This window comes from Klebsiella sp. M041 (genome assembly GCF_059759695.1).
Genome location: NZ_JCAXWU010000009.1, coordinates 176761 through 202787 on the forward strand (window position 1 = coordinate 176761; position 26027 = coordinate 202787).

The window sequence follows — 26027 nt, forward strand, 5'->3', positions numbered from 1 at the left end:
AAACAAACGTTGTAAAACAATAATGTTACATTACAGCGCTTTCAGGATCGCATCGACGCTGGCTTTGGCATCACCAAACAGCATATGGGTGTTCTCTTTAAAGAACAGCGGGTTCTGTACGCCGGCGTAACCGGTGTTCATCGAACGCTTAAAGACCACCACGTTCTGCGCTTTCCACACCTCAAGCACCGGCATACCAGCAATCGGGCTCTTCGGATCGTCCTGCGCCGCCGGGTTGACGGTATCGTTAGCGCCAATGACCAGCACGGTGTCGGTGTCGCTGAAATCATCGTTGATCTCATCCATCTCCAGCACGATGTCGTAAGGCACCTTGGCCTCCGCCAGCAGGACGTTCATATGCCCCGGCAGACGGCCGGCGACCGGGTGAATGCCAAAGCGCACCTTAATGCCGCGCGCCCGCAGCTTCTCGGTGATCTCGGCCACCGGATACTGTGCCTGGGCCACCGCCATACCATAGCCCGGGGTGATGATGACCGAGTGCGAATTTTTCAGCATCTCCGCCGTCTCTTCGGCGCTAATTTCGCGGTGCTCGCCCACTTCTTCATCGCCGCCGCTGGAGGAACCATCGGTGCCGAAGCCGCCGGCGATCACGCTGATAAAGGAGCGGTTCATCGCCTTACACATAATGTAAGAGAGGATGGCGCCGGAAGAGCCCACCAGCGCGCCGGTGACGATCAGCAGGTCATTGCTCAGCATAAAGCCCGCCGCCGCCGCCGCCCAGCCCGAGTAGGAGTTGAGCATAGAGACCACCACCGGCATGTCCGCGCCGCCGATAGAGGCCACCAGGTGCCAGCCGAAGGCCAGCGCGATCGCGGTCATCACCAGCAGGCACAGGACCTGGGTGCCGGTGCTGTCGGAGCGCACGAAAATCACCATCAGTATGAAGGAGACCACCAGCGCCGCCAGGTTCAGCTTATGGCGATTAGGCAGCATCAGCGGTTTGGAGGAGATCTTGCCGCGCAGTTTACCAAACGCCACCACCGAACCGGTGAAGGTCACCGCGCCGATGAAGATGCCGAGGAACACTTCGGTCAAATGGATATTGACCAGAATCTGCTCCATACCGGTTTCATGCTGCAGGTAGCTGTTAAACCCTACCAGCACCGCCGCCAGGCCCACGAAGCTGTGCAGGATGGCCACCAGCTCCGGCATCTCGGTCATTTCGACCTTCTTCGCCAGACGAATACCGATTGCCCCGCCGATCACCATCGCGAGGATAATCCAGCCGACGTTGCCGGCGTCCGGCCCCAGAATGGTGGCGATCAGAGCGATGGCCATCCCGGCGATGCCGAAATAGTTGCCCTGCTGCGAGGTTTCGTGTTTCGACAGACCCGCCAGGCTGAAAATAAACAGGATTGCAGCAACAATGTATGCAGCTGTAACTAATCCACCAGACATGTGCTACCCCTTATCCTTTGCGAAACATTTTCAGCATGCGCTGAGTCACGGTAAAACCACCGAAAATATTAATGCTGGCGATCAGTACCGCGATAAAGCTCAGGAAGCTGACCCAGCCGCCGTGGCCTATCTGCAACAATGCGCCAACCACGATAATGCCCGAAATGGCGTTCGTCACCGACATCAGCGGCGTATGCAGGGCATGGGAGACATTCCATACCACGTAGTAACCCACCACGCAGGCCAGCGCGAAGACGGTGAAATGGCCGAGGAACTCTTTTGGCGCCACGTTGGCCAGCCAGCCGAAGAGGATAATCGCCAGCGCAATCAGCGCATATTTGCGCCACGGCGACGCCGGTTTGACCTCTTCTTTCGGTGCTTCCACTTTTTTCGCCGCGGCCTGCGGCTGAGCGGAGACCTGAATCGGCGGCGCCGGCCAGGTGATTTCGCCTTCGCGCACCACGGTCACGCCGCGCACCACCACGTCATCGAAATCGATAACGATATTGCCGTCTTTCTCTTTGCACAGCAGCTTCAGCAGGTTCACCAGGTTAGTGCCGTAGAGCTGGGAGGACTGGGTCGGCAGACGGCCTGGGAGGTCGGTATAACCGATAATTTTCACGCCGTTGGCGGTGGTCACCACTTCGCCCGGCACGGTGTACTCGCAGTTGCCGCCGTTTTGCGAGGCGAGATCGACCACCACGCTGCCCGACTTCATTGAGTCAACCATTTCCCGGGTGATCAGCTTCGGCGCCGGTTTGCCCGGTATTAACGCCGTGGTGACGATAATATCGACCTCTTTCGCCTGAGCGGCGAACAGCGCCATTTCGGCTTTGATAAAGGCTTCGGACATCACCTTGGCATAGCCGTCGCCGCTGCCCGCTTCCTCTTTAAAATCCAGCTCGAGGAACTCGGCGCCCATACTCTGCACCTGCTCCTTCACTTCCGGGCGGGTATCGAAGGCGCGGACAATCGCGCCCAGGCTGTTGGCGGCGCCAATCGCCGCCAGTCCAGCCACCCCGGCGCCGATAACCATCACCTTGGCGGGCGGAACTTTGCCTGCCGCCGTGATCTGCCCGGTAAAGAAACGACCGAATTCATGGGCCGCTTCAACGATAGCGCGGTACCCGGCGATATTGGCCATTGAGCTGAGCGCATCCAGCGATTGGGCGCGTGAGATACGCGGCACCGAATCCATCGCCATCACGTTGATATTACGGGCCGCCAGTTTTTCCATCAGCTGCGGGTTTTGCGCCGGCCAGATAAAGCTAATCAGCGTGGTTCCTGGGTTTAACAGGGCAATTTCATCGTCATTCGGGGCATTGACCTTGAGGATGACATCAGACTGCCACACCTCGTCGCCGGTCACGATTTCAGCCCCTGCCTGGGCAAAGGCCTCATCGTCAAAGCTGGCCAGCTTCCCGGCGCCGCTTTCTACCGCGACGCTAAAGCCGAGTTTGAGCAACTGCTCAACGGTCTTCGGCGTGGCGGCGGCCCGGGTCTCCTGGGCTAGCCTTTCTTGTGGTACACCAATACGCATAGTTTTCCCTTCCATCGGTTTTTGATGATGGTTTACTTTTCTGACCAACAGCGACAGGACGGCAAAATCATCCTCGCCATCTTTCGCTGTCTGCAAAATGAAACAGTAACAAACTTTTTATAACCTACTGAAAATAGCGATTGTGATCTACAGCGATAAAAAAGAAATTTTGATTTTATTGCTTATTGTCAGCACAGATGGTTCCGGGCAGCAATATTTACCTGAATTTGCCTATCAGGCCTGATAATCCGCTTATCCAGTGGTATAAAACGCCATTTATCGCCATTGAGATCATTGTATTAACATTACATTAACTAATAAAAGTGGTATCGATTATCGTTTTTGCTGGTCAAGCGGCTGTTTTTTCAACATATCGAAAAATGTTATCTTTCCATAGTATACGATTCGGGCGGCACGCAAAAAATGACGCAGACAGTCACGGCGATTAAATGCAATAATCAAACGTTTTCAGTCAACAACAACACCAGTATATGGTTTGCGCAAGGCAAAGGATTATTTTTATGAAGCTTAAAAACACCCTCCTGGCGTCTGCTCTCCTGACAACCGCCACGTTGTCTGCCCACGCAGCGACCGAGTTGACCCCGGAGCAGGCGGCTGCGCTGAAGCCCTACGATCGCGTTGTCGTCACCGGCCGCTTTAATGCCATTGGCGACGCGGTGCAAGCGGTATCGCGCAAAGCTGACAAAGACGGCGCGGCCTCATTCTATGTTGTCGACACGTCGGATTACGGCAATGGCGGCAACTGGCGCGTCACGGCTGACCTCTATAAAGACGACGCGCCGAAAGCGGATGCGCCGAAAAATCGCATCATCAATGGCGTGATGGAGCTGCCGAAAGATCAGGCCGTTGAGCTGATGCCTTACGACACCGTCACCGTCCAGGGCTTCTATCGCAGCCAGCCGGAAGTGAACGACGCCATCACCAAAGCGGCGAAAGCGAAAGGCGCCTATGCGTTCTTCATCGTCCGCCAGGTGGACGCCAACCAGGGCGGCAATCAGCGCATTACCGCCTATATCTACAAAAAAGATGCGGAAAAACGTGTTCTGCAGAGCCCGGACGCTATCCCGGCTGATTCTGAAGCCGGCCGCGCGGCGCTGGCCAAAGGCGGCGAAGCGGCGAAAAACGTCGAAATCCCGGGCGTCGCCACCACCGCGGCGGTTGGCTCCGGCACCGGCGTAGGTCGTTTCTTCGAGACCCAGTCGTCAAAAGGCGGACGTTACACTGTCACGCTGCCGGACGGCACTAAAGTTGAAGAAGTGAACAAAGTGACTGCGGCGCAAATGGTGCCGTTCGATAACATCAAGTTCACCGGCAACTACGGCAACATGACCGAGATCTCCTATCAGACGGCAAAACGCGCGGCGAAGAAAGGGGCGAAGTACTATCACATTACCCGCCAGTGGCAGGAACGCGGCGGCAACATCACCATCAGCGCCGATTTGTACAAATAATCGCTGCTGACTGGCTAAAAAGGCGGCGCATTGCCGCCTTTTCATTTTTTTTCATCCCCCGCCATTGCATGGCCCTCGGACACTCCGTAAAATCCCGCGCCTTAGCGCAATCCTCCATTTTTATGCGATTTCGCAAAATAAATATTCTGGAACAGCCATTTTCACCTCGGGAATGCAATGGAAAAGAAACTGGGCCTGAGCGCCCTGACCGCCCTGGTCCTCAGCTCAATGCTCGGCGCTGGCGTATTCAGTTTGCCGCAAAATATGGCGGCCGTGGCCAGCCCTTCCGCTCTGCTCATCGGCTGGGCGATTACCGGCGTCGGGATCCTGTTCCTCGCCTTCGCGATGCTGTTGTTGACCCGTATTCGTCCCGACCTCGACGGCGGGATCTTCACTTACGCCCGCGAAGGGTTCGGCGAGCTGATCGGCTTCTGTTCCGCCTGGGGCTACTGGCTGTGCGCGGTGATCGCCAATGTCTCCTATCTGGTGATCGTCTTTTCGGCGCTCAGTTTCTTCACCGATACCCCTGAGCTGCGCCTGTTTGGCGATGGCAACACCTGGCAGTCTATCGTTGGCGCTTCAGTTCTGCTGTGGGTGGTCCACTTCCTGGTCCTGCGTGGCGTGCAGACGGCGGCGGGGATTAACCTGGTCGCCACCCTCGCCAAGCTGTTGCCGCTGGGGGCGTTTGTCGCCCTCGCCGCCCTGGCCTTTCAGCTGGATACGTTCCGCCTCGATTTCAGCGGCCTGGCGCTGGGCGTACCGGTGTGGGAGCAGGTTAAAAACACGATGCTGATCACTCTGTGGGTGTTTATCGGCGTCGAGGGCGCGGTGGTGGTCTCAGCCCGCGCGCGACACAAGCGGGACGTTGGCCGCGCGACGCTGCTGGCGGTGCTTTCGGCCCTCGCGGTGTATCTGCTGGTCACCCTCCTGTCGCTGGGCGTGGTGCCGCGTAGCGAACTGGCCGAAATGCGCAACCCGTCGATGGCGGGACTGATGGTCAGACTGATGGGCTCGTGGGGTGAAATTGTGATTGCCGCCGGGCTTATCGTGTCGGTGTGTGGCGCTTATCTCAGCTGGACGATCATGGCCGCCGAAGTGCCTTACCTCGCCGCCACTCACAAAGCCTTCCCGCGCCTGTTCGCCCGCCAGAACCGCAACAACGCCCCCTCCGCTTCGCTGTGGCTGACCAATATCAGCGTTCAGGCGTCGCTGGTCCTCATCTGGCTGACCGGTTCGGACTACGGCACCCTGCTGACCATCGCCTCAGAGATGATCCTCGTGCCCTATCTGCTGGTCGGCGCCTTTTTACTCAAAATCGCCACCCATCCGCTGCATAAAGCGGTGGGTATCGGCGCCTGCATTTATGGCTTATGGTTATTATACGCGTCGGGACCTGTGCATTTGCTATTGTCGGTGGTACTTTACGCTCCGGGTCTTCTGGTCTTTTTGTACGCCCGACGTACGCACCAGCACGATCGTTCGCTCAAACGCCGCGAATTGGCGCTAATTGGTTTATTGCTGGTTGCCGCTGTGCCGGCAACGTGGATGCTGGTGGGGTAAGCGGTCGCCCTGCCGCAGAAATCAAAGGAGATACCCATGGCTGAACAACAGCCCCGCCCGGTTCTGATCACAGGAGGAGGCCGCCGCATCGGCCTCGCGCTGGCGCACCATTTTCTGCAGCAACACCAGCCGGTGATCGTCAGCTATCGCACGCCCTATCCGGCGATCGAAGACCTGCGCGAAGCGGGCGCCCTCTGTCTGCAGGCCGACTTCAGCAGCGATGACGGCATTCTGACCTTTGCCGAAGCGGTTAAATCGCATACCAGCGGCCTGCGGGCCATCATCCACAACGCCAGCGACTGGATGGCGGAGAAGCCGGGCGTACCGCTCAGCACGGTGATCAACCGCATGATGCAGATCCACGTCCATGCCCCCTATCTGCTCAACCACGCGCTGGAGGAGCTCCTGCGCGGCCACGGCCACGCCGCCAGCGACATTATCCATATCACCGATTACGTGGTGGAGCGCGGGAGCGATAAACATATCGCCTACGCCGCCAGCAAGGCCGCGCTGGACAACATGACCCGCTCCTTTGCCCGCAAGCTGGCCCCGGAGATCAAAGTCAACGCCATTGCGCCGTCGCTGATCATGTTCAATGAAGGTGACGACGAGGCTTATCGTCAGCAGGCGCTGGATAAGTCGCTGATGAAAATCGCCCCGGGCGAGAAAGAGATCAGCGACCTTATCGACTATCTGTTTACCAGCCGCTACGTGACCGGCCGGTCATTCGCCGTCGACGGCGGTCGCCCTCTGCGTTAGTGGAAGCGGCTCCAGCCAACAATCAACAGCCACGCGCACAGCCCCCAGCACCCCACTGCGCCTGCCAGCGCCAACGGCAGGCGCATGATCCCGGTGAAGTACCACAGCGACAGCAGATAGATAAAATAGGGAACGATCGACCACATACCGAACACGATAGTGGTGCGCAGGGCTTCAATACCGCGCTCGCTGGCGACAATATAGTGGGCGATGAGCGCAAAGGTGGGAAACAGCGGAACAAGTCCGGCGATGGCGTAGTTTTTGGTTTTCGCCAGCACGCCAATCAGCACCACCACCAGCGCGCCCAGCAGCCCTTTGATTAACAGCCCCATGTCCTTATGCCTTAACAATGAATCAACAAGTTAGCGCAGCATAGCGGAATTAGCGCTGTTTTTAAAAGAGGAATGGCGGGTAAAATAGGCGCGGTGTATGTTACTTCTTTTACTGATGTGCAATAGACATGAATAAAATCGTTTTTGTTGAGGATGACCCTGAGGTAGGGGCGCTGATCGCCGCCTATCTCGGCAAGCATGATATGGATGTGGTGGTCGAGCCTCGCGGCGACCGCGCAGAGGAAGTGATCGCGCGGGAGAAACCGGACCTCGTGCTCCTGGACATTATGCTGCCCGGCAAGGACGGAATGACGCTCTGTCGCGATCTGCGTGGGCAATGGCAAGGGCCGATTGTCCTGCTGACCTCGCTCGACAGCGATATGAACCATATCCTCTCCCTGGAGATGGGCGCCAGCGATTATATCCTGAAAACCACCCCGCCGGCGGTGCTGCTGGCGCGACTGCGTCTGCATTTGCGCCAGCATATCGCCCCGGCGGGAGCAGGCGCGCCTGCGACGCTCACCCCGCACAAGACCATCTCCTTTGGCTCACTGACCATTGACCCGGTCAACCGCCAGGTACTGCTCGGCGGAGAAAGCGTCGCCCTGTCTACCGCCGATTTCGACCTGCTGTGGGAGCTGGCTACCCACGCCGGGCAGATTATGGACCGCGACGCCCTGCTGAAAAATTTACGCGGCGTCACCTACGACGGGATGGATCGCAGCGTCGACGTCGCCATCTCGCGCCTGCGCAAAAAACTGCTCGATAACGCCACAGAACCCTACCGGATTAAGACGGTACGCAATAAAGGCTACCTCTTCGCCCCCCACGCCTGGGACAACTGAGCGTTCCTTCTGCGGCCCTGAAAGGGGCCCGTTTACCGCCTGTTCCCCGGCGGCATGCGCATCGCATTTTCCGCCGCCTTCGCGCTGGCGGGCCGCCGCCAGTTTGTCATATTGAGTAAATCAATATGTTTCGCCGTACAGAAGCCCATCACATAACCCCTCAATATGATTGTGCTCAAGGACTTACCGTTATCAGAGTGGCATAAAGCCTGAAAACACAGGACTTTTGCATGATGAAATACGTTGTACTTTTGGCACTTACCCTCTTCACGTCACTCTCTGGCTGGGCTTTTTCCCTCGACAACGCCGATATCCGGCTCCTCTGTCCACAGCGCGGGCAAATTAAGGTGCTCCTCCACCGCTATCAACATACCCAGCAATCCTGGGGAGATCACCATTTCGAAACCGGCGGCGGATACGTGCGCCAGGGGCCGCTGCTGGTGATCCCGTTTGCTAACCTTGATCAGATGATTTACCACCAGACCACCGGCGAATTTGCTTACTGGTATGCCGAAGCAAAACAGCTGGTGCGCTGTCGACTGCTGAGCCTGGCCACCCTCTATCCGGTGGATATCCCCTACTATCGCGAGTAGCGCCCAGCGGCGCGCAGATGACACTGGAGACAATCCTTGCCTAATGCAGAGGTAAGCTCACAATAAGTGACACTGTCACACTTTAACGACGTCGGTCCCCCCCCGCTGGCTATTGTCAGGGGGCATAAACCCTGCTTTGATAGCGTATCGGTTACTCCCGCGCGGGCATCGGCTCGCCCCGGTAAACCCGAGACGTTTCCGCCTCGCCGGGCAGATGGTCCCGAGGCGCCGGCAGGTTTCTCTTTTTGACTATGCGGTAATGTAATGAAAAAGCTGTTCGTGCAGTTCTACCTTCTGCTCTTCGTCTGCTTTCTGGTGATGACCATGCTGGTGGGCCTGGTCTATAAATTTACCGCTGAACGCGCCGGCCGGCAGTCGCTTGACGATCTGATGAAAAGCTCACTGTATCTGATGCGCAGCGAGCTGCGGGAAATTCCGCCTCGCGACTGGAGCAAGACGCTGAAAGAACTGGATCTTAATCTGTCGTTCGACCTGCACATCGAACCGATGAGCAAATTCAAATTGTCGGAAAGCTCGATGCAGCACCTGCGCGCCGGGGATATCGTCGCGCTCGACGACCAGTACACCTTTATCCAGCGCATCCCCCGCAGCCACTATGTGTTATCCGTGGGCCCGGTGCCCTATCTCTATTTTCTGCATGAAATGCGTCTCCTGGACGTAGCGCTGATGGCGTTTATCGCTATCTCGCTGGCCTTCCCGGTGTTTATCTGGATGCGTCCGCACTGGCAGGACATGCTGCGCATTGAGACCGCCGCCCAGCGCTTTGGCGAAGGCCACCTCAGCGAGCGTATTCATTTTGACAGCATGTCCAGCTTTGAGCGGCTCGGGGTGGCCTTCAACCAGATGGCCGACAACATTAACGCCCTCATTGCCAGTAAAAAGCAGCTGATTGACGGCATCGCCCATGAGCTCAGGACGCCGCTGGTGCGCCTGCGCTACCGTCTGGAGATGAGCGAAAACCTCACAGAAGCGGAATCGCAGGCGCTGAACCGCGATATCGGCCAGCTGGAGGCGCTCATAGAAGAGCTCCTGACCTACGCCCGTCTCGACCGCCCGCAGACGGAGCTCAGCCTGACCACCCCCGATTTCCCCGCCTGGATCCGCGACCACGTCGAGGATATCCAGATGGTCAACCCGCAGCGCGAAGTCGGCCTCGCGACGCTGACCCGCGGCAACTATGGCGCGCTGGATATGCGGTTGATGGAGCGGGTGCTGGATAATCTGGTGAACAACGCCCTGCGCTACAGCGGTCAGCGGGTAGCGGTCAGCCTGACCCTGCAGGGTTCCCGCGCGTCGTTGCAGGTCGACGATGACGGCCCGGGCATTGCCCCCGAGGAGCGCGAGCGGGTGTTCGAACCTTTTGTTCGTCTTGACCCCAGCCGCGATCGGGCGACCGGAGGCTGCGGCCTCGGCCTGGCCATTGTCCACAGTATCGCCCAGGCGATGGGGGGCGACGTTCGCTGCGAGGCCAGTCCACTCGGCGGCGCCCGCTTCTGCTTTAGCTGGCCGGTCTATCATCAGTTGCCCGATTTTACCTCTGCCTGAATAAAACTTGCGCAGAAGCCGCGGGCTGGGTATGCTGCAAAAATCGAATAGTATGTTGTAACTAAGGTGAAGGCGATGGCCAGCTACGACCTCGTTGAACGTCTGAATGATACCTTTCGCCAGATCGAACTGGAGCTGCAGGCGCTGCGCCAGGCGTTAGCGGCCTGCCGGCTGCTGGCGGGCCGGGTGTTTGAGCTGCCGGCGATCAGTAAAGATGCCGAGCATGACCCGCTGGCGAACATTACGGTCGTCCAGCACACCGGCGAGGCGGCGCTGGATCTCGCCCTGCGCCACTACGGCCATCTGTTTATCCAGCAGCAGTCGGAAACCCGCAGCAGCAAAGCCGCCGTCCGCCTGCCGGGCGCTATCTGTCTACAGGTCTCCGCCGCGGAACAGCAGGCGCTGCTGGCGCGCATTCAGCAGATTAACGCCCTGAAGGCCACCTTCGAGAAAATCGTCACTGTCGACGCTGGCCTGCCCCCTACCGCCCGCTTTGAGTGGGTGCATCGCCATCTGCCTGGGTTAATCACCCTCAGCGCCTATCGCACGCTAACGCCCCTCCTCGACCCGAGCACTATCCGCTTCGGCTGGGCCAATAAGCACGTAATCAAAAATCTGACCCGCGACCAGGTGTTGATGATGCTGGAAAAAAGCCTGCAATCGCCGCGGGCGGTGCCGCCCTGGACCCGCGAGCAGTGGCAGAGCAAACTGGAAAGGGAGTATCAGGATATCGCCGCCCTGCCGCAGCGGGCGCGGCTGAAAATCAAACGGCCGGTGAAAGTGCAGCCGATTGCCCGCGTCTGGTATGCCAGCGAGCAGAAACAGGTGCAGTACGCCTGCCCCAGCCCGCTGATCGCCCTGATGTCCGGTAGCCAGGGGGTCAGCGTGCCGGATATTGGCGAATTGCTCAACTACGACGCCGACAATGTGCAATACCGCTACAAACCGGAGGCGCAAGCGCTGAGATTACTGATCCCACGCCTGCACCTCTGGCTGGCTAGCGAGTAGCCAGGCTGCCGACCATCTGCTCCGGGCGCACCCAGCTATCGAATTCGGCTTCCGTCAGGTAGCCCAGCGCCAGCGCCGAAGCCTTCAGGGTCAGCCCCTCATGGTGCGCTTTTTTGGCGATCTCCGCCGCTTTATCATAGCCGATATGGGTATTCAGCGCGGTCACCAGCATCAGCGACTCGTTGAGCAGCTGGGTGATCCGCTCACGATTCGGCTCAATCCCCACCGCACAGTGCTCGTTAAAGCTCGTCATGCCGTCCGCCAGCAGACGCACCGACTGCAGGAAGTTGTGAATGACCATCGGCCGATAGACGTTGAGCTCAAAGTTACCCGAGGCGCCGCCGATATTCACCGCCACGTCGTTACCCATCACCTGGCAGCAGACCATGGTCAGGGCCTCGCACTGCGTCGGGTTGACCTTACCGGGCATAATCGATGACCCAGGCTCGTTTTCCGGGATGGCGATTTCGCCAATCCCGCAGCGCGGCCCGGAGGCCAGCCAGCGGACATCGTTAGCGATTTTCATCAGCGAGGCCGCCAGACCTTTCAGCGCGCCGTGGGCATGGACCAGGGCATCGACAGTGGCCAGCGCTTCGAATTTATTCGGCGCGGTGACAAACGGCTGTCCGCTGAGCGAGGCCAGCTCGGCCGCCACCCGCACGGCATATTCCGGATGCGTATTCAACCCGGTCCCCACCGCCGTCCCGCCCAGCGCCAGCTCGGCAAGGTGCGGCTGGCTGGCTTCAAGATGCTTCAGGCTATGGTCCAGCATCGCCACCCAGCCGGAGATTTCCTGGCCTAAGGTGAGCGGCGTGGCGTCCTGCAGATGGGTGCGACCGATCTTCACGATATCCCTGAAGGCCACCGCTTTTTCGTTGAGCGTGGCCCGCAGCGCCTGCAGCGACGGGAGCAACTTTTCCCGCAGGGCGACCAGCGCCGCGACGTGCATGGCGGTGGGGAACACATCGTTCGAGCTCTGGCTTTTATTGACATCGTCATTGGGGTGGATTTTTCGCGCCATCCCCCGCTCCCCGCCGAGTAGTTCACTGGCGCGGTTAGCCAGCACCTCGTTCATATTCATATTGCTCTGGGTGCCGGAACCGGTCTGCCAGATAGCCAGCGGGAACTCCTGGGGATGTTTTCCGGCCAGCACTTCGTCAGCGGCGGCGACGATCGCCCCGGCTTTCTCCGCCGTCAGCAGGCCAAGATCCTGATTGACCTTCGCCGCCGCCCGCTTGGTCAGCGCGAGAGCATATATCAGTTCCCCGGGCATTTTTTCGGTCGAGATACGGAAATGCTCCAGCGAACGCTGGGTCTGGGCGCCCCAGAGTTTATCGGCCGGGACGTCGATGGCGCCCATCGAGTCTTTTTCACTGCGATGCGTTGTCATTACTTTCTCCTTGGATGAAAAGTGCGTCATAGCGACAAAGCTCACCTGCTTAAAAGAGTAAGTATTGGCCAGATTGATAAGTTGTTTTGGTGGTTCGTGCCGCAAAGCGGCATAAAAAAAGCCGCCCCGAAGGGCGGCCGGGACGGCTGACAACGTGCCATCTTCAGCGATTGCCCGGCGGCGCTGCGCTGGCGCGGGCCGACAGGGAATGGCATACCCGGTTGATATTGCTGTTTTCGTAGGCCGGGCAAGGCGAAAGCCGCCACCCGGCAGAAGGCGCGCACGATAACGAAAACAGGTTTGTCATCGGCCAGAGCCGCCCCGAAGGGCGGCCAGGTTTATTTCACGCAGCGGGCGCACTGCGACGTCTGGATCTGCTGGAAGAAGTCGTTGCCTTTATCATCGACGAGGATAAACGCCGGGAAGTCTTCCACTTCGATTTTCCAGATCGCCTCCATCCCCAGTTCCGGATACGCCACGCACTCCAGGCTGCGGATGCTCTGCTGAGCCAGTACCGCCGCCGGGCCGCCGATGCTGCCGAGGTAGAAACCGCCGTGCTTGTGGCAGGCGTCGGTGACCTGCTGGCTGCGGTTGCCTTTCGCCAGCATGATCTTACTCGCGCCGTGAGACTGCAGCAGATCGACGTAAGAGTCCATGCGGCCTGCGGTGGTCGGGCCAAGGGAGCCGGAGGCGTAACCGTCCGGCGTCTTGGCCGGGCCGGCGTAGTAGATCGGGTGATCTTTCACGTACTGCGGCAGTTCCTCGCCGTTATCGATAAGCTCTTTCAGCTTGGCGTGGGCGATGTCGCGGGCGACGATAATGGTGCCGCTCAGCGACAGACGGGTGGAGACCGGGTACTGCGACAGCAGCGCCAGGATCTCGCTCATCGGCTGGTTAAGGTTCACCTTCACCGCTTCGCCTTCGCCGGCCTGGCGCAAATGCTCAGGGATATATTTCCCCGGATTGCTCTCCAGCTTCTCGATCCAGATGCCGTCGCGGTTGATTTTGGCTTTGATGTTGCGGTCGGCGGAACAGGAAACCCCCATCCCTACCGGACAGGAGGCGCCGTGGCGCGGCAGGCGGATCACCCGGATATCGTGGGCGAAGTATTTGCCGCCGAACTGCGCGCCGAGGCCGAGGTTTTGCGCCTCCACCAGCAGCTCCTGCTCCAGCTGAATGTCGCGGAACGCCTGGCCATGCTCATTACCTTCGGTCGGCAGACCATCGTAGTATTTGGTGGACGCCAGCTTGACGGTCTTCAGCGTCGCTTCCGCCGAGGTACCGCCGATGACAAAGGCGATGTGGTACGGCGGGCAGGCAGCGGTACCAAGGGTACGCATCTTCTCCACCAGATAGTTTTTCAGCTTCGCCGGGGTGATCAGCGCTTTGGTTTCCTGGTAGAGATAGGTTTTGTTCGCCGAGCCGCCGCCTTTGGCGATACAGAGGAATTTGTACTCATCGCCATCGGTAGCATAGAGGTCGATCTGCGCCGGCAGGTTGGTGCCGGTGTTGACCTCTTTATACATATCCAGCGGGGCGTTCTGCGAATAGCGCAGGTTGTCCTGGATGTAGGTGTTGTATACCCCCTGCGCCAGCGCGGCTTCGTCGCCGCCGCCGGTCCAGACGCGCTGGCCTTTTTTACCCATGATGATGGCGGTGCCGGTGTCCTGGCAGGTAGGCAGAATGCCTTTGGCGGCGATATCGGAGTTGCGCAGGAACTGCAGGGCGACGTATTTGTCGTTTTCGCTGGCTTCCGGGTCGTTAAGGATATCCGCTACCTGCTGCTGATGGGCCGGGCGAAGCATAAAGGAGGCGTCGTGGAAGGCATGTTGCGCCAGAAGGGTCAGCGCCTGAGGGTCAACTTTTAGCACTTCCTGGCCGGCAAATTCGGCGACGGAGACGTAATCACTGCTGAGGAGATAATACTCGGTGTCATCCTTTTTGAGGGGAAAAGGATCCTGGTAAACAAACGGTTTATTCGACATTGTACTCTCACTTACTGCTTTGGCTGATTATGTTTCAGGCAGGGACTCCATGTGCCTGTAGAAAAGCGAGTCGATCAATTTTACACAATTTTTTAACAAAAACTGAGACAGGGACGACTTTTTCTTTCAGCAGTTGCTTCTCCAGCGTTTGCTGGTTTAATAGGGCGATAAATTTTACTTTGATTGAAACAGGGATTGAGAATGCAAAAGCTGATTAACGCCGTGCAGAACTATGCATGGGGAAGCCACACCGCCTTAACTGAACTGTATGGCATCGCCAACCCGGACAACCTGCCGATGGCAGAGCTGTGGATGGGGGCGCATCCGAAGAGCAGCTCGCAGATCCTGGCGGCAGACGGCCAGCCGCGTTCGCTGCGCGAAGTGATTGATGCGGACAAAGCCGCCCTGCTCGGCGACAAAGTGGCGCAACGCTTCGGTGAACTGCCGTTCCTGTTTAAAGTGCTGTGCGCCGCGCAGCCCCTCTCCATTCAGGTCCATCCTAACAAGCAGGCCTCCGAAGAGGGTTTCGCCCGCGAGAACGCCGCCGGCATCCCCCTCTCCGCCGCCGAACGTAACTATAAAGATCCGAACCACAAGCCGGAGCTGGTCTTCGCCCTGACCCCGTTCCTGGCGATGAACGCGTTTCGCGAGTTCAGCGAGATTGTCAGCCTGCTGCAGCCGGTGGCTAACGCGCACCCGGCGATCGGCGCCTTCCTGCAGCAGCCGGACGCGGCTCGCCTGAGCCAGCTGTTTGCCAGCCTGCTGAATATGCAGGGCGAGGAAAAAGCGCAGGCGCTGCAGGCGCTGCGCGAGGTGCTGGACCGCGAACAGGGCGAACCGTGGCAGACCATCCGCCTGATCGCCGAATTTTATCCCGACGACAGCGGACTTTTCTCCCCGCTGCTGCTGAACGTGGTGAAGCTGAATCCGGGCGAAGCGATGTTCCTGTTTGCCGAAACGCCGCACGCGTATCTGCAGGGGGTGGCGCTGGAGGTGATGGCCAACTCGGATAACGTGCTGCGCGCCGGCCTGACGCCGAAGTACATTGATATCCCTGAGCTGGTGGCCAACGTCAAGTTCGAGGCCAAACCGGCGGGTGAGCTGCTGACCCAGCCGCAGCGGCACGGCGCGGAGCTGGACTTCCCGATCCCGGTGGAAGATTTTGCCTTCTCGCTGCACGATCTCTCCGCCGAGGCCAGCGATCTGGCCCAGGCGAGCGCGGCGATCGTTTTCTGCGTCGACGGCGAAGCCCTGCTGCGCAAAGGCGACCAGAGCCTGACCCTCAAGCCGGGCGAATCGGCCTTTGTGGCCGCCAATGAGTCGCCGGTGCAGGTCAGCGGCCATGGCCGCGTGGCGCGCGTGTTCAATAAGCTCCAGTAAACGACAGACCTTTCAGGTCGCGCTTACTGATTATGACAACTCAGCCAGGCGGTCTCTCCGCCTGGCTTCATTTATGGACAAATGCTATGAAAAAATCGCTGGTCGCAGCAGGAATCATCGTGGCGCTGGGCGTGGTATGGACAGGCGGCGCCTGGTACACCGGCAAACAGCTGGAAGGCCGGATTGCCGATATGGTGCAGCAGGCTAACGCGCAGTTACGCAGCAGCGCGCCGGAGTCAGGTCTGGAGCTGAGCTATCAGGACTACCAGCGCGGGCTGTTCAGCAGCCATCTGCAGCTGGTGGTGAAGCCGATCGCCGGTCAGGCTAACGGCTGGCTGGCCGCCGGGCAGAGCGTGGTGCTTGACGAGGTGGTCGATCACGGCCCCTTCCCGCTGGCCTCGTTAAAAACCTTTAATCTGGCCCCGGCGATGGCCTCGGTCCACACCACGCTGGTGAAAAACGACGCCAGCCAGGCGCTGTTCGAAATAGCCAAAGGCAATACCCCCTTTACCGTCGATACGCGCATCGCCTACAGCGGCGACAGCCAGTCGGCGATCGTCCTCAATGCCCTCGACTACGCCAAAGGGGATGAGAAAGTCACCTTCAGCGGCGGCGAGTTCCAGCTCGACGCCGACCGCGACGGCAAAAACATCAGCCTGAAGGGCCAGGCCGGCAGCGGCCAGATCGATGCTCTCAACGAATATAACCAGAAGGTGCAGCTGCGCTTCGTCAACCTGACCACCGACGGCGCCACCGAGCTGGCCAGCTTCAACGAGCGTATCGGCCAGCAAAAAATGACCCTCGATAAACTGGCCATCAGCGTCGAAGGCAAAGAGCTTGCGCTGGTTGAAGGCATGGCGCTGGACGGCGGCTCCACGCTGACCAAGGACGGCAAAGGCGTGAACAGCCAGGCGAACTACACCGTCAACAGCCTGAAGCTGCAGGGTCAGGATATGGGTAGCGGCAAACTGACGCTGAAAGTGGATAACGTCGACGGTCAGGCGTGGCACCAGTTCAGCCAGCAGTACAGCGCGCAGTCTCAGGCGCTGCTGGCGAAACCAGAGCTGGCGCAGAACCCGGAGCTGTATCAGCAGGCGCTTACCGAAACCCTGTTCAATGCGCTGCCGATCCTGCTTAAGGGCAATCCGTCGGTGACTATCTCACCGCTGAGCTGGCGCAATGCCAAAGGCGAAAGCAGCCTCAACCTCTCGGTGCTGCTGAAAGATCCGGCCCAGGTGACCGCCCCGCCGCAGACCCTGGCGGACAGCCTGGATCGCGTGGTGCAGTCCCTTGACGGCAAAGTGGTGATCCCGGTGGATATGGCGACGGAGTTTATGACTAAGATCGCCGGTCTGGAAGGCTACCAGCCAGCCGACGCCGCCAAACTCGCCGATCAGCAGGTCAAAGGCCTGGCGGCGATGGGCCAGATGTTCCGCATCACCACCATGGAAGATAACGCCATCAGCAGCAGCCTGCAGTACGCGAACGGCCAGGTGACGCTGAACGGCCAGAAAATGCCGCTGGAGGATTTTGCCGCGATGTTTGGTCTCGAAGCGCCTTCGTTACCGGACAGCGCGCCGCAGGAGGGCCAGCCGCAGCAGGATGACGCCGCGCCTCAGCAGGACGACGCCGCCCCGCAGCCGTAACTTATCGGCTCAGGAGACGGCCACCGCGCGCCGTCTCCGTCATTTTCTCGTCACCAGCCGCGGGGGCATGATCTGATTTCGCGTCTCGCCCGCGCCCTCCTCCAGCCGCCGCAGCATCGACTCCGCCAGCGTTTTTCCCATCTCGCGCGCCGGGGTGGTGACCCAGGTGAGCGGCAGGTCGTCAAGCGCGGCCTCAGGCACATCGGCGAACGCCGCCAGCGCCACCCGCTGCTCGAAGTAGCTGTCGACGCCATCTTCACCACTCTGCCTTCCGGCGCGCAGCAGACCGAACCATGCGCCGGTCGCCGGGCAGAAGGTGGCGATTATGCCGGGGTATACCTATGGTCCCGAAGGCAATGGCTTTCTGCGCCTCAATGTCGGCTGTCCACGCGAGAAGCTGGAGCGCGGTGTCGCTGGGCTGATAGCCGCCCTGCGCAGCCTTATCTGATGCGCCGGCAAAGTGAATTATCTGGTCGTCAAACCCTATCCTGCCTGCCAGATGGCTGGCAGGATGATCGAGGCTTTTCCCTCGGCGCAGGCAAACCCTGTAGCAACCATGAATGACTCTCGCGCCCGGCTGATGTCGGCATTATTAAAATAATTTTGATATTCCTCAAAACTTTTTTAGGCAGGAAGCGGTATTAATTTGGCCGCTTAATCATTGCTTACACTGGTTTATTGAGGAGGAGAGCATGAAAACCTATGACCGTAATCGTAACGCTATTGCCACCGGCAGCATGGTCATGATCGCCGGTAACGGTACGACGGGCGTGATTAAAGCGATCCATGGCGAGGGGAAAACCGCCGAGCAGCTGCGTCGGGCGGACTGCGTGGAAATCGACGGCTGCGAGGGCCGCTTCTGTCCGTTAGATCTGATCCGTCTCGGTTTCCATTAATCCCTGCCGCCAGGGCAACATGAGCAGGCCACCCAGGGTGGCCTCTCCTTTACCGGCCTGATACAGGCGCTTAGCGAAAGCTCCACTGAATACTCATCACAAAGATCGCCGGGAGAATAATCCCGCCCTCGACGCCGAAATAATCGGTGAAGTTATACTGCAGACCATGATAGATATAGGGCGAAAAACCGACGCCGGTGATTTTTTTGGCGGTGCGGTAGGTGCCTGAGTCGCCGCAGTGGCTGAAAGCGTCAAAGAAAAATTCACCGGTATAGGCATACACCCCTTTCAGCAGCCAGCCGGTGTCGTTTTTCAGCCAGTCGCGGCGCACGCCGAGGGTCAGGCAGCGATCGTCGAAGCTGTTTTTCATGGTGCCGACCAGCGCGCTGTATTTTGAATCCGCTGAAAACTTGCGCTCCACCGAGAAAAAGTTGTTGTTGAAATGCTCGTTATATTGTCCGTGGTTGCCGGTCATGTGATAAACATAGGAACCGGTATTCATCGAATAGAGATTTAATTCCCCGGCCTGCGCCGACGGCATGGCAACCAACAGCAGCCCGGATAACACAACCCATAATTTATTCAACATTCAGTAACCTACGCCACACCCGTAAAAAAAGAACCCGGCATACTATCACCGCTAAGCTAAACCAAAGGGCAATCAGATAAACCGGCGCTCGTCGCGGCAGGCAAACATGACGCTATATGCACTATAGCAGTCGCCCTCTCGCCTGGTGAGCGCCAGCGGCTATACTGCAGACACATTCATCTCATCGATTAAGGACTGCTGTGTTAGCCACTCTCCTCGTTGCGCTGGTCGCTATTATTCATCTCGCCATCCTGGTGCTGGAGATGTTTTTCTGGGAAGCGCCCGCCGGGCGCCGGGCCTTTAACCTCAGCGCCGATTTCGCCCGGGAAACCCGGGTGCTGGCGGCCAACCAGGGGTTGTATAACGGTTTCCTGGCCGCCGGCCTGGCGTGGGGGCTGTGGCTGGGGGAGTCCGGCGAGCCGGTGGTGATCTTTTTCCTCGCCTGCGTGCTGGCCGCCGGGATATTCGGCGCGCTGACCGCCAGCCGCAAAATTCTCTATATTCAGGCGCTGCCCGCGCTGCTGGCGCTGCTGGCGGTGCTGACGCAGGGGTAGGGCCTTGATCTAAAACAGAGAAAGCTGGCGCTAAGGCGGATACTATGTGCCCCCTTCGGTCGGTCATCGACCTTTAATACCTTCTGAGTTCAGAGGCATTTTTATGACATGGCAATCCTTCAAACAGGCCTGGCTTATCCGGTTCTGGTCCCCCGTCCCGGCGGTCATCGCCGCGGGCATTCTCTCAACCTACTATTTTGGCATCACCGGCACCTTCTGGGCGGTGACCGGCGAATTTACCCGCTGGGGTGGCCAGCTGCTGCAGCTGCTGGGGGTCCACAGCGAACAGTGGGGCTATTATCAGCTGATCCATCTCGACGGGACGCCGCTGACCCGCATCGACGGCAGGATGATCATCGGCATGTTCGGCGGCTGCCTGGCGGCGGCGCTGTGGGCCAATAACGTCAAATTGCGCTTGCCACGCAGCCGGATCCGCATTGTGCAAGCCGTAGCCGGGGGTATCATCGCCGGGTTCGGCGCGCGGCTGGCGATGGGCTGCAACCTGGCGGCCTTTTTCACCGGCATTCCGCAGTTCTCCCTGCACGCCTGGCTGTTTGCCATCGCCACCGCCATCGGCTCCTGGTTTGGCGCTCGCTTCACCCTGCTGCCTCTTTTTCGCATACCGGTAAAAATGCAAAAGGTATCCGCTGCTTCGCCGTTAACCCAAAAACCGCAGCAGGCGCGCCGCCGTTTCCGCCTGGGCATGGTGATCTTTTTCGCCATGATCGGCTGGGGCCTGCTCACCGCCGCAGACCACCCTGCGCTCGGCCTGGCGATGCTGTTCGGCATCGGCTTCGGTCTGCTTATCGAGCGCGCGCAGATCTGCTTCACCTCCGCCTTCCGCGATATGTGGATCACCGGCCGGACGGTGATGGCGAAGGCGATAATCTTCGGCATGGCGGCGAGCGCCATCGGCATCTTCAGCTATGTGCAACTGGGGATGGCGCCGAAAATCATGTGGGCCGGTCCCAACGCGGCGATTGGCGGGCTGCTGTTTGGCTTTGGCATCGTGCTGGCCGGCGGCTGTGAAACCGGCTGGATGTACCGGGCGGTGGAAGGCCAGGTTCACTACTGGTGGGTGGGGCTGGGCAACGTTATCGGCTCCACGCTGCTCGCCTGGTGCTGGGACGATATCGCCGCCCCGCTCGCCACCCACTGGCAAAAGGTCAACCTGCTGAACGCTTTTGGTCCCTTCGGCGGACTGCTGGCGACCTATCTGCTGCTGCTGATCGCCCTGCTGCTGGTGATCGCCTGGGAGAGACATTTTTTCCGCCGCCAGTCGGCAGCGGTCCGGACCGTGAAGGAGAGCGCATGAAGAACATCATCCCTGATTATCGCCTGGACATGGTCGGCGAGCCCTGCCCCTATCCGGCGGTCGCCACCCTGGAGGCGATGCCCTCCCTGCAAAAAGGCGAGATCCTCGAAGTGATTAGCGACTGTCCGCAGTCGATCAATAACATTCCGCTTGATGCCAGGAACCATGGCTATACGGTGCTGGATATTCAGCAGGATGGCCCGACCATTCGCTATCTGATCCAGAAGTAACCCCGTTTCCCCGCCGGCGACCTTCATCGCCGGCATGGGTTTCCCCGTCTCCCGTCACGCCATTTCCTCACCACCAGAGGGGCCGTGCAGGCAAACGATTGCAATACATTGTAACACTTGAAACGATGTTCCAGTTATCCAATAACCCTTAATATAACGCGCCTATATTATTAAAATACGAATAAGTAACTTCGTGAATGGTTTCTGCCGCTACCGGCCAAAGCCGCGCACCGCAACACAATAAGGATAGAAATGGAACTGCTGGCCAGGCTGGGTCATTTTTTTGAGCAAGTGCGTTCAGATGCCGATTTTGCCACCTTCGCCAGTGAACTGCGTCGGCATCAGGTCTCGTGTTATATCTACTTTGTCTCTACCGGCAATATGAATTTCGTGATGGCCAACGACGAGGTGATGACGATAAAAAGCGCCCGCGGCCTGCTGCGCGTGCGCAGCGCCCCCAGCCATCGGCTGACCTCGGCCGCGGTCATCCGCCATTTTGCCGGCGCCATCAACTTTGAACAGTACTGCAGGGATCTCGCCAGCGCCGGGGTGTTTAAGTGGAGCGTCGACCTGGACGAGGAGACTCGCCACTACTGGTCGAAGGAAAACAGGCTGCTGTATAAAGAGAGCCTGATTCCCCCCTGAGCGGGTCCCAGGGGGAAGCCTGGCCTGAGGGGCCAGCCCTTAATCGCGGGTCTGCACCCAGAAGGCGTGGATCAGGCCTGGAATATAGCCCAGCAGGGTCAGAATAATGTTGAGAATAAACGCCCAGCCGAAACCTTTCCCCAGCAGTACTCCCAGCGGCGGCAGAATGATAGTAAAAACGATTCTCCAGAATCCCATAAGCTCTCCCTTCATCTAACGGCAATATTTTACTAAGTTATTCAATAGTTAAGCATAGACGCTTTTCACCGCTTCGCCAGCAGGCGACCCCCTCATCTCCGGTAACAAAAATTATTCCCTGCCGTCACGGATAAAAAAGTCCGCCAAAACATCCACTTTTCTGGCTCATGCTGCGGGCCCGGCAGCGAACCGCACAGATTGTCAGTTGACCTGGCTGCGAGTCAGGACTAAGCCTGGAGGAGTTTTATCACATCGAGTCGTTTTACCAACCGGAGAATATCCATGAGTAAACTTGGGATTAATGGTTTTGGTCGTATCGGACGTCTGGTGTTACGCCGTTTATTAGAAGTCGACAGCAGCCTCGAGGTGGTGGCTATCAACGACCTCACCTCGCCAAAAGTACTGGCCTACCTGCTAAAGCATGATTCAAACTACGGCCCCTTCCCGTGGAGCGTCGACTTCACGGAAGATGCGCTGATCGTCAACGGTAAGACCATCACCGTGTATGCCGAAAAAGAGGCGCAGCATATTCCGTGGCAGGCGGCGGGCGCGGAAGTGATTGTGGAGTGTACCGGGTTCTACACCTCGGCAGAGAAATCGCAGGCCCATCTCCAGGCCGGCGCGCGCAAGGTGCTGATTTCCGCCCCCGCCGGCGAAATGAAAACTATCGTCTATAACGTCAACGATGACACCCTGACGCCGGATGACACCATCATCTCCGTCGCCTCCTGCACCACCAACTGCCTGGCGCCGATGGCCAAAGTCCTGCAGGATGCCTTCGGCATCACCGTAGGCACCATGACCACTATCCACGCCTATACCGGCACCCAGTCGCTGGTGGACGGGCCGCGCGGTAAAGATCTGCGCGCCTCCAGGGCGGCGGCGGAAAACGTCATCCCGCACACTACCGGCGCAGCCAAGGCTATCGGCCTGGTGATCCCCGCCCTGAGCGGGAAGCTGAAAGGCCATGCCCAGCGCGTACCGACCAAAACCGGCTCAGTGACGGAGCTGGTGTCGGTGCTGGAGAAAAAAGTGACTGCGGATGAGGTCAATCAGGCGATGAAGCAGGCAGCAGAGGGCAATGAATCCTTTGGCTACACCGAAGAAGAGATTGTCTCTTCCGATATCATCGGCAGCCATTTCGGTTCAATCTACGATGCCACCCAGCTGGAGATTGTGGAGGCCGGCGGCGTACAGCTGGTGAAAACCGTCGCCTGGTACGATAACGAATACGGCTTTGTCACCCAACTGATCCGCGTGCTGGAGAAATTTGCCCGCTAAGTGAACGGCGGACAGCCTGCGCTGCCCGCCGATTCTGCATTGAGCGCCTCAGGCCTGCAGATAGACCACCTGAGTCTGCAGGTACTCATTCAGGCCATGGCGGCCATCTGCGCCGCCGATCCCCGATTTACGCCAGCCGGCGTGGAATCCCTGCATCGCCTCAAAGTTCTCGCGGTTGATATAGGTTTCGCCGAATTTCAGCCCCTTAATCGCCTTCATCGCCACATTAAGATCGCGGGTATAGATCGAGGAGGTCAGGCCATAATCGCTGTCATTGGCCATCGCCAGCGCTTCATCGAGCGTCGAAAACGCCACCACCGGCAGCACCGGCCCGAAGGTTTCCTCATGGATAATATCCATCTCTTGACGCACATCCAGCAGCAGGGTCGGCGGATAAAAATAGCCTTTCCCCTCCTGCGGCTGACCGCCCAGCGCGACCCGCGCCCCCTGCGCCACCGCCTTTGCCACTTTGCGCGCCACCTGATCCCGCGCGGCGGCGTTAATCAGCGGCCCCATGGCGATGTCATCCCGCGCCGCCGGGTCGCCAAACTGCACAGCCTTCATCGCCTCGCCGAGGCGGTTGACGAAGCGATCGTAAATCCCCTGCTGAACATAGACCCGCTCGACGCAGTTGCACACCTGCCCGGTGTTGATCACCCGCGAGTCCACCACCGCCTTCACCGCCAGCTCCAGATCCGCATCGTCCATGACGATGGCCGGCGCTTTGCCGCCGAGCTCGAGGCACACTTTGGTGATATTTTTTGCCGCGGCGGCCATGATTTTCTCCCCCGCCGCTACGCTGCCGGTCATGCTGACCATCGCCACCTTCGGATTGCCGGCCAGCTCCTGGCCGACGGTTTCCCCACGGCCGAGCACCAGGTTAAAGACCCCTTTCGGCAGCCCAACCTGGTGGACGATCTCGGCGAAAGCGATGGCGTTGTTTGGCGTGAATTCGCTGGGCTTAATGACGATAGTGTTGCCGGTGATCAGCGCCGGCGCCAGCTTGCGGGCGATAAGAAAGAACGGGAAGTTCCACGGCAGGATCCCGGTGGTCACCCCCAGCGCGCGTTTGAAGACGAGGATATTCTCCCCGGGACGGTCGCTCTGCACGATCTCCCCTTCATACCGCCGCGCCCATTCGGCCATGTAGTCGAGATAGTCGGCGGTAAACGCAACCTCCACCGCCGCCAGCTGCTGGATCTTGCCCCCTTCAGCGACGATCAGCCCGGCGATGTCGTCAGCACGCTGACGAATGCCGGCGGCAATTTTGCGCAGCCAGCCCGCGCGCTCAATGGCCGGCAGCGCCTCCCAGGCCGGCTGGGCGCGCTCTGCGGCGTCAATCGCCAGCCGCGCCTCTTCCGCGGTCCCGTCCGGGATCCGCGACAGCAGCGCTTCAGTCGCCGGGTTAAGCACGTCGATCCAGCCGTCGCCGCAACCGGTAACGAACTGGCCATCAATATACATTGGGTGTTGAACGGGTGCTGTCATGGCTGCTCCTGTGGTGCATTTGTATTTAACAAGTGATTTTTTTGTTAAATATCGGGCGGATAAGCCGTGGATTTGCAGCACGTTGGCGCATTTCTGTGAGCTGATTCATAAAACCGAGCCAAAAATGGCCGGTTGAGGTTACATTTCAATAACACAAATTGCCCGTTTGCGATAAATCTGCCGCAAACGGGCATTTTTCAGCCGAGGAGGCGGGCCTGCAGCGCCCCGGCAAGCCGGTCATCCTCCCGCAGCTGTCGCCAGGCGTCGAGGATCGCCGGCGGGAAGGTCACGTGGCTGATAAAGTCTTTCCCCCGCGGACCGTACCCTTCAGGGGAATCCTGCAGGCGCGGCAGCTCGCCCAGCAGCAGCGCGAGGTAGCGGGTCATCGGCCACAGCCCCGCCCCGCCGCCCGCGAACCCCAGCTGGCCGTCGGTCTGCTCCAGCACCGGCGAGCAGCCGGGAAAGCTCAGCCACTGCGGCGGCGTCGTCGCCCCCTGCCAGACGCGGGCGAAGGTGGCCATCGTCCGCCGCTGCATGGTGGGGTCCTGAATGACGATCCCGCGACGATGGGGGATCCCCCGGCTCTCCAGCATTGTGCGGGTAAAGCGCGCGTTTTCACCGCAGTTGGTCGACCGATCCTCCACCACCAGCCGCGGGCGAGGAATGTGCCAGAAGTCATGCGCAATATCCGCCAGAATATGCGCTTCCGGGCGGCCCTCCACCGCGAGCGAACGGTAGCGGGGATCCTCGCGCACCGCCTCATACAGAAAACCGGTGGAGTGTCCTACGCCGCCGCTGATCAGCAGCGGAACCTCCTGCTCCGCCGCCAACCGGCAGGCGGCGTCGATGGTGGGGATCACGGCATTGCCAGCCAGCACCACCACATCCACTGCCGGCGGCGCGGTCAGCGTCGCCAGATCGTTCTGCGCCAGCCAGCCGCCAGTCAGGTTAGCCGCCGCCAGCGTCGTCGCCGACAGCGGGGGAAATTGTTCTGCCATTCTGATCTCCTCAATCACCTCTCAGCCGCGCAGAGAGGATAGTCCGGCCATCATAAACGCCGCCTGCCGGGGCGCAAAGCGACGTCGATTTGTAACCATTTTGAAATAACAAGAAACATCTAAAAACACACAGGTTGCACCTGAATAACTGACCATGAAAATAACAAAAAACAGCAAAAACAGGTGGAAAATAAAAATTTACCTCGCGGTTACACCAGACAAAAGCGCGTTTTCTCGCCCGCGTTGCCGAGGGATAACTTGCCAATTGTAACCATCAACTCTAAGTTGCTTAACAATTACACAACCTTTTTCACATCAGGTTGCACCCTGCACGCACA

25 protein-coding genes and 2 pseudogenes are annotated in these 26027 nt (G+C 59.1%); 17 read left to right on the forward strand and 10 right to left on the reverse strand.

Annotated features, from left to right (window positions below):
* Nucleotides 1-30: 30 nt before the first annotated feature.
* A complete protein-coding gene (gene pntB / locus AC6CWS_RS14070; protein ID WP_004887040.1) occupies nucleotides 31-1419 on the reverse strand; it encodes a Re/Si-specific NAD(P)(+) transhydrogenase subunit beta in 1389 nt (462 codons plus the stop codon).
* Between the two features lie 10 nt (nucleotides 1420-1429).
* Complete coding sequence (gene pntA, locus AC6CWS_RS14075) at nucleotides 1430-2959, reverse strand: Re/Si-specific NAD(P)(+) transhydrogenase subunit alpha (RefSeq protein WP_048297428.1); 1530 nt, start codon at nucleotides 2957-2959, stop codon at nucleotides 1430-1432.
* Nucleotides 2960-3480: 521 nt separating this feature from the next.
* Between pntA and ydgH the strand changes: the two genes are divergently transcribed.
* The 3 genes from ydgH (at nucleotide 3481) to folM (ending at nucleotide 6750) form a co-directional block, all read left to right on the forward strand.
* Nucleotides 3481-4431, forward strand: coding sequence for a DUF1471 family protein YdgH (gene ydgH / locus AC6CWS_RS14080; protein WP_004887044.1), 951 nt, complete (start codon nucleotides 3481-3483; stop codon nucleotides 4429-4431).
* Nucleotides 4432-4608: 177 nt separating this feature from the next.
* A complete protein-coding gene (locus AC6CWS_RS14085; RefSeq protein WP_065882261.1) occupies nucleotides 4609-5991 on the forward strand; it encodes an amino acid permease in 1383 nt (460 codons plus the stop codon).
* A gap of 36 nt (nucleotides 5992-6027) precedes the next feature.
* On the forward strand, nucleotides 6028-6750 hold the full coding sequence (gene folM, locus AC6CWS_RS14090; protein WP_032452696.1) for a dihydromonapterin reductase: 723 nt from the start codon (nucleotides 6028-6030) through the stop codon (nucleotides 6748-6750).
* On the opposite strand, the gene AC6CWS_RS14095 is transcribed toward folM, so the two are convergent.
* Nucleotides 6747-7082: a GlpM family protein gene (locus tag AC6CWS_RS14095; protein ID WP_023289501.1), complete on the reverse strand. Its 336-nt coding sequence runs from the start codon at nucleotides 7080-7082 to the stop codon at nucleotides 6747-6749. The genes folM and AC6CWS_RS14095 overlap by 4 nt on opposite strands.
* A gap of 128 nt (nucleotides 7083-7210) precedes the next feature.
* Here AC6CWS_RS14095 and rstA point away from each other — a divergent pair, with 128 nt between their 5' ends.
* The 4 genes from rstA to tus all read left to right on the forward strand — a co-directional run bounded on the left by rstA (nucleotide 7211) and on the right by tus (nucleotide 11094).
* Nucleotides 7211-7927, forward strand: coding sequence for a two-component system response regulator RstA (rstA, locus tag AC6CWS_RS14100; RefSeq protein WP_023289500.1), 717 nt, complete (start codon nucleotides 7211-7213; stop codon nucleotides 7925-7927).
* A 230-nt stretch (nucleotides 7928-8157) separates the two neighbouring features.
* Nucleotides 8158-8520, forward strand: coding sequence for a hypothetical protein (locus tag AC6CWS_RS14105; protein ID WP_023289499.1), 363 nt, complete (start codon nucleotides 8158-8160; stop codon nucleotides 8518-8520).
* Nucleotides 8521-8784: 264 nt separating this feature from the next.
* Nucleotides 8785-10086 carry a two-component system sensor histidine kinase RstB gene (gene rstB / locus AC6CWS_RS14110; protein ID WP_065882260.1) on the forward strand — a complete coding sequence of 434 codons (1302 nt, stop codon included), beginning with the start codon at nucleotides 8785-8787 and terminating at the stop codon, nucleotides 10084-10086.
* 75 nt (nucleotides 10087-10161) lie between these two features.
* Nucleotides 10162-11094, forward strand: coding sequence for a DNA replication terminus site-binding protein (gene tus, locus AC6CWS_RS14115; RefSeq protein WP_065882259.1), 933 nt, complete (start codon nucleotides 10162-10164; stop codon nucleotides 11092-11094).
* On the opposite strand, the gene fumC is transcribed toward tus, so the two are convergent.
* Entirely contained in the window at nucleotides 11084-12484 is a 1401-nt protein-coding gene (fumC, locus tag AC6CWS_RS14120; protein ID WP_032452692.1) for a class II fumarate hydratase, read from the reverse strand. The two genes, tus and fumC, sit on opposite strands and share 11 nt — an antisense overlap.
* Nucleotides 12485-12822: 338 nt before the next feature.
* Nucleotides 12823-14469, reverse strand: coding sequence for a class I fumarate hydratase FumA (gene fumA, locus AC6CWS_RS14125; RefSeq protein ID WP_023289495.1), 1647 nt, complete (start codon nucleotides 14467-14469; stop codon nucleotides 12823-12825).
* Nucleotides 14470-14670: 201 nt separating this feature from the next.
* Between fumA and manA the strand changes: the two genes are divergently transcribed.
* Both manA and AC6CWS_RS14135 read left to right on the forward strand, forming a co-directional pair.
* Nucleotides 14671-15849: a mannose-6-phosphate isomerase gene (gene manA, locus AC6CWS_RS14130; RefSeq protein ID WP_023289494.1), complete on the forward strand. Its 1179-nt coding sequence runs from the start codon at nucleotides 14671-14673 to the stop codon at nucleotides 15847-15849.
* Between the two features lie 86 nt (nucleotides 15850-15935).
* On the forward strand, nucleotides 15936-17495 hold the full coding sequence (locus tag AC6CWS_RS14135; RefSeq protein WP_065882257.1) for a YdgA family protein: 1560 nt from the start codon (nucleotides 15936-15938) through the stop codon (nucleotides 17493-17495).
* A gap of 39 nt (nucleotides 17496-17534) precedes the next feature.
* Here the strand turns inward: AC6CWS_RS14135 and AC6CWS_RS14140 are convergent.
* A pseudogene (locus AC6CWS_RS14140) lies at nucleotides 17535-17804 on the reverse strand (substrate-binding domain-containing protein); the annotation flags it as partial.
* On the opposite strand from AC6CWS_RS14140, the pseudogene AC6CWS_RS14145 reads away from it, so the two are divergent.
* Nucleotides 17791-17943, forward strand: a pseudogene (locus tag AC6CWS_RS14145) (transcriptional regulator); the annotation flags it as partial. The pseudogenes AC6CWS_RS14140 and AC6CWS_RS14145 overlap by 14 nt on opposite strands.
* Nucleotides 17944-18187: 244 nt before the next feature.
* Entirely contained in the window at nucleotides 18188-18391 is a 204-nt protein-coding gene (ydfZ, locus tag AC6CWS_RS14150; protein ID WP_004151566.1) for a putative selenium delivery protein YdfZ, read from the forward strand.
* A gap of 70 nt (nucleotides 18392-18461) precedes the next feature.
* Here the strand turns inward: ydfZ and AC6CWS_RS14155 are convergent, their stop codons facing one another.
* Nucleotides 18462-18980 (reverse strand): hypothetical protein, encoded by a 519-nt coding sequence (locus tag AC6CWS_RS14155; protein WP_032452687.1) that lies wholly within the window; start codon nucleotides 18978-18980, stop codon nucleotides 18462-18464.
* 200 nt (nucleotides 18981-19180) lie between these two features.
* Between AC6CWS_RS14155 and AC6CWS_RS14160 the strand changes: the two genes are divergently transcribed.
* The 4 genes from AC6CWS_RS14160 (at nucleotide 19181) to AC6CWS_RS14175 (ending at nucleotide 21724) form a co-directional block, all read left to right on the forward strand.
* Nucleotides 19181-19534: a DUF1304 domain-containing protein gene (locus AC6CWS_RS14160; protein ID WP_048297423.1), complete on the forward strand. Its 354-nt coding sequence runs from the start codon at nucleotides 19181-19183 to the stop codon at nucleotides 19532-19534.
* Nucleotides 19535-19637: 103 nt separating this feature from the next.
* Nucleotides 19638-20849: a selenium metabolism membrane protein YedE/FdhT gene (gene yedE / locus AC6CWS_RS14165; protein ID WP_048294706.1), complete on the forward strand. Its 1212-nt coding sequence runs from the start codon at nucleotides 19638-19640 to the stop codon at nucleotides 20847-20849.
* Entirely contained in the window at nucleotides 20846-21079 is a 234-nt protein-coding gene (yedF, locus tag AC6CWS_RS14170) for a sulfurtransferase-like selenium metabolism protein YedF (protein ID WP_004204092.1), read from the forward strand. Before yedE ends, yedF begins: the two co-directional genes overlap by 4 nt.
* Before the next feature lie 252 nt (nucleotides 21080-21331).
* Nucleotides 21332-21724 carry a DUF1398 domain-containing protein gene (locus AC6CWS_RS14175; protein ID WP_065882255.1) on the forward strand — a complete coding sequence of 131 codons (393 nt, stop codon included), beginning with the start codon at nucleotides 21332-21334 and terminating at the stop codon, nucleotides 21722-21724.
* A 39-nt stretch (nucleotides 21725-21763) separates the two neighbouring features.
* Here AC6CWS_RS14175 and AC6CWS_RS14180 read toward each other — a convergent pair whose 3' ends face one another.
* Nucleotides 21764-21922: a YqaE/Pmp3 family membrane protein gene (locus AC6CWS_RS14180; protein WP_002903230.1), complete on the reverse strand. Its 159-nt coding sequence runs from the start codon at nucleotides 21920-21922 to the stop codon at nucleotides 21764-21766.
* A 282-nt stretch (nucleotides 21923-22204) separates the two neighbouring features.
* On the opposite strand from AC6CWS_RS14180, the gene gap reads away from it, so the two are divergent.
* On the forward strand, nucleotides 22205-23203 hold the full coding sequence (gene gap / locus AC6CWS_RS14185) for a type I glyceraldehyde-3-phosphate dehydrogenase (protein WP_016160929.1): 999 nt from the start codon (nucleotides 22205-22207) through the stop codon (nucleotides 23201-23203).
* Nucleotides 23204-23251: 48 nt separating this feature from the next.
* Here the strand turns inward: gap and aldA are convergent, their stop codons facing one another.
* Nucleotides 23252-24691, reverse strand: coding sequence for an aldehyde dehydrogenase (gene aldA, locus AC6CWS_RS14190; protein WP_065882254.1), 1440 nt, complete (start codon nucleotides 24689-24691; stop codon nucleotides 23252-23254).
* Between aldA and AC6CWS_RS14195 the strand changes: the two genes are divergently transcribed.
* Complete coding sequence (locus AC6CWS_RS14195; RefSeq protein WP_065882253.1) at nucleotides 24690-24827, forward strand: hypothetical protein; 138 nt, start codon at nucleotides 24690-24692, stop codon at nucleotides 24825-24827. The two genes, aldA and AC6CWS_RS14195, sit on opposite strands and share 2 nt — an antisense overlap.
* A gap of 61 nt (nucleotides 24828-24888) precedes the next feature.
* Here the strand turns inward: AC6CWS_RS14195 and AC6CWS_RS14200 are convergent, their stop codons facing one another.
* The gene (locus AC6CWS_RS14200) at nucleotides 24889-25689 is read right to left on the reverse strand and encodes a YdcF family protein (RefSeq protein ID WP_065882251.1); all 801 of its coding nucleotides are present in this window, start codon (nucleotides 25687-25689) and stop codon (nucleotides 24889-24891) included.
* Nucleotides 25690-26027 lie beyond the last annotated feature (338 nt).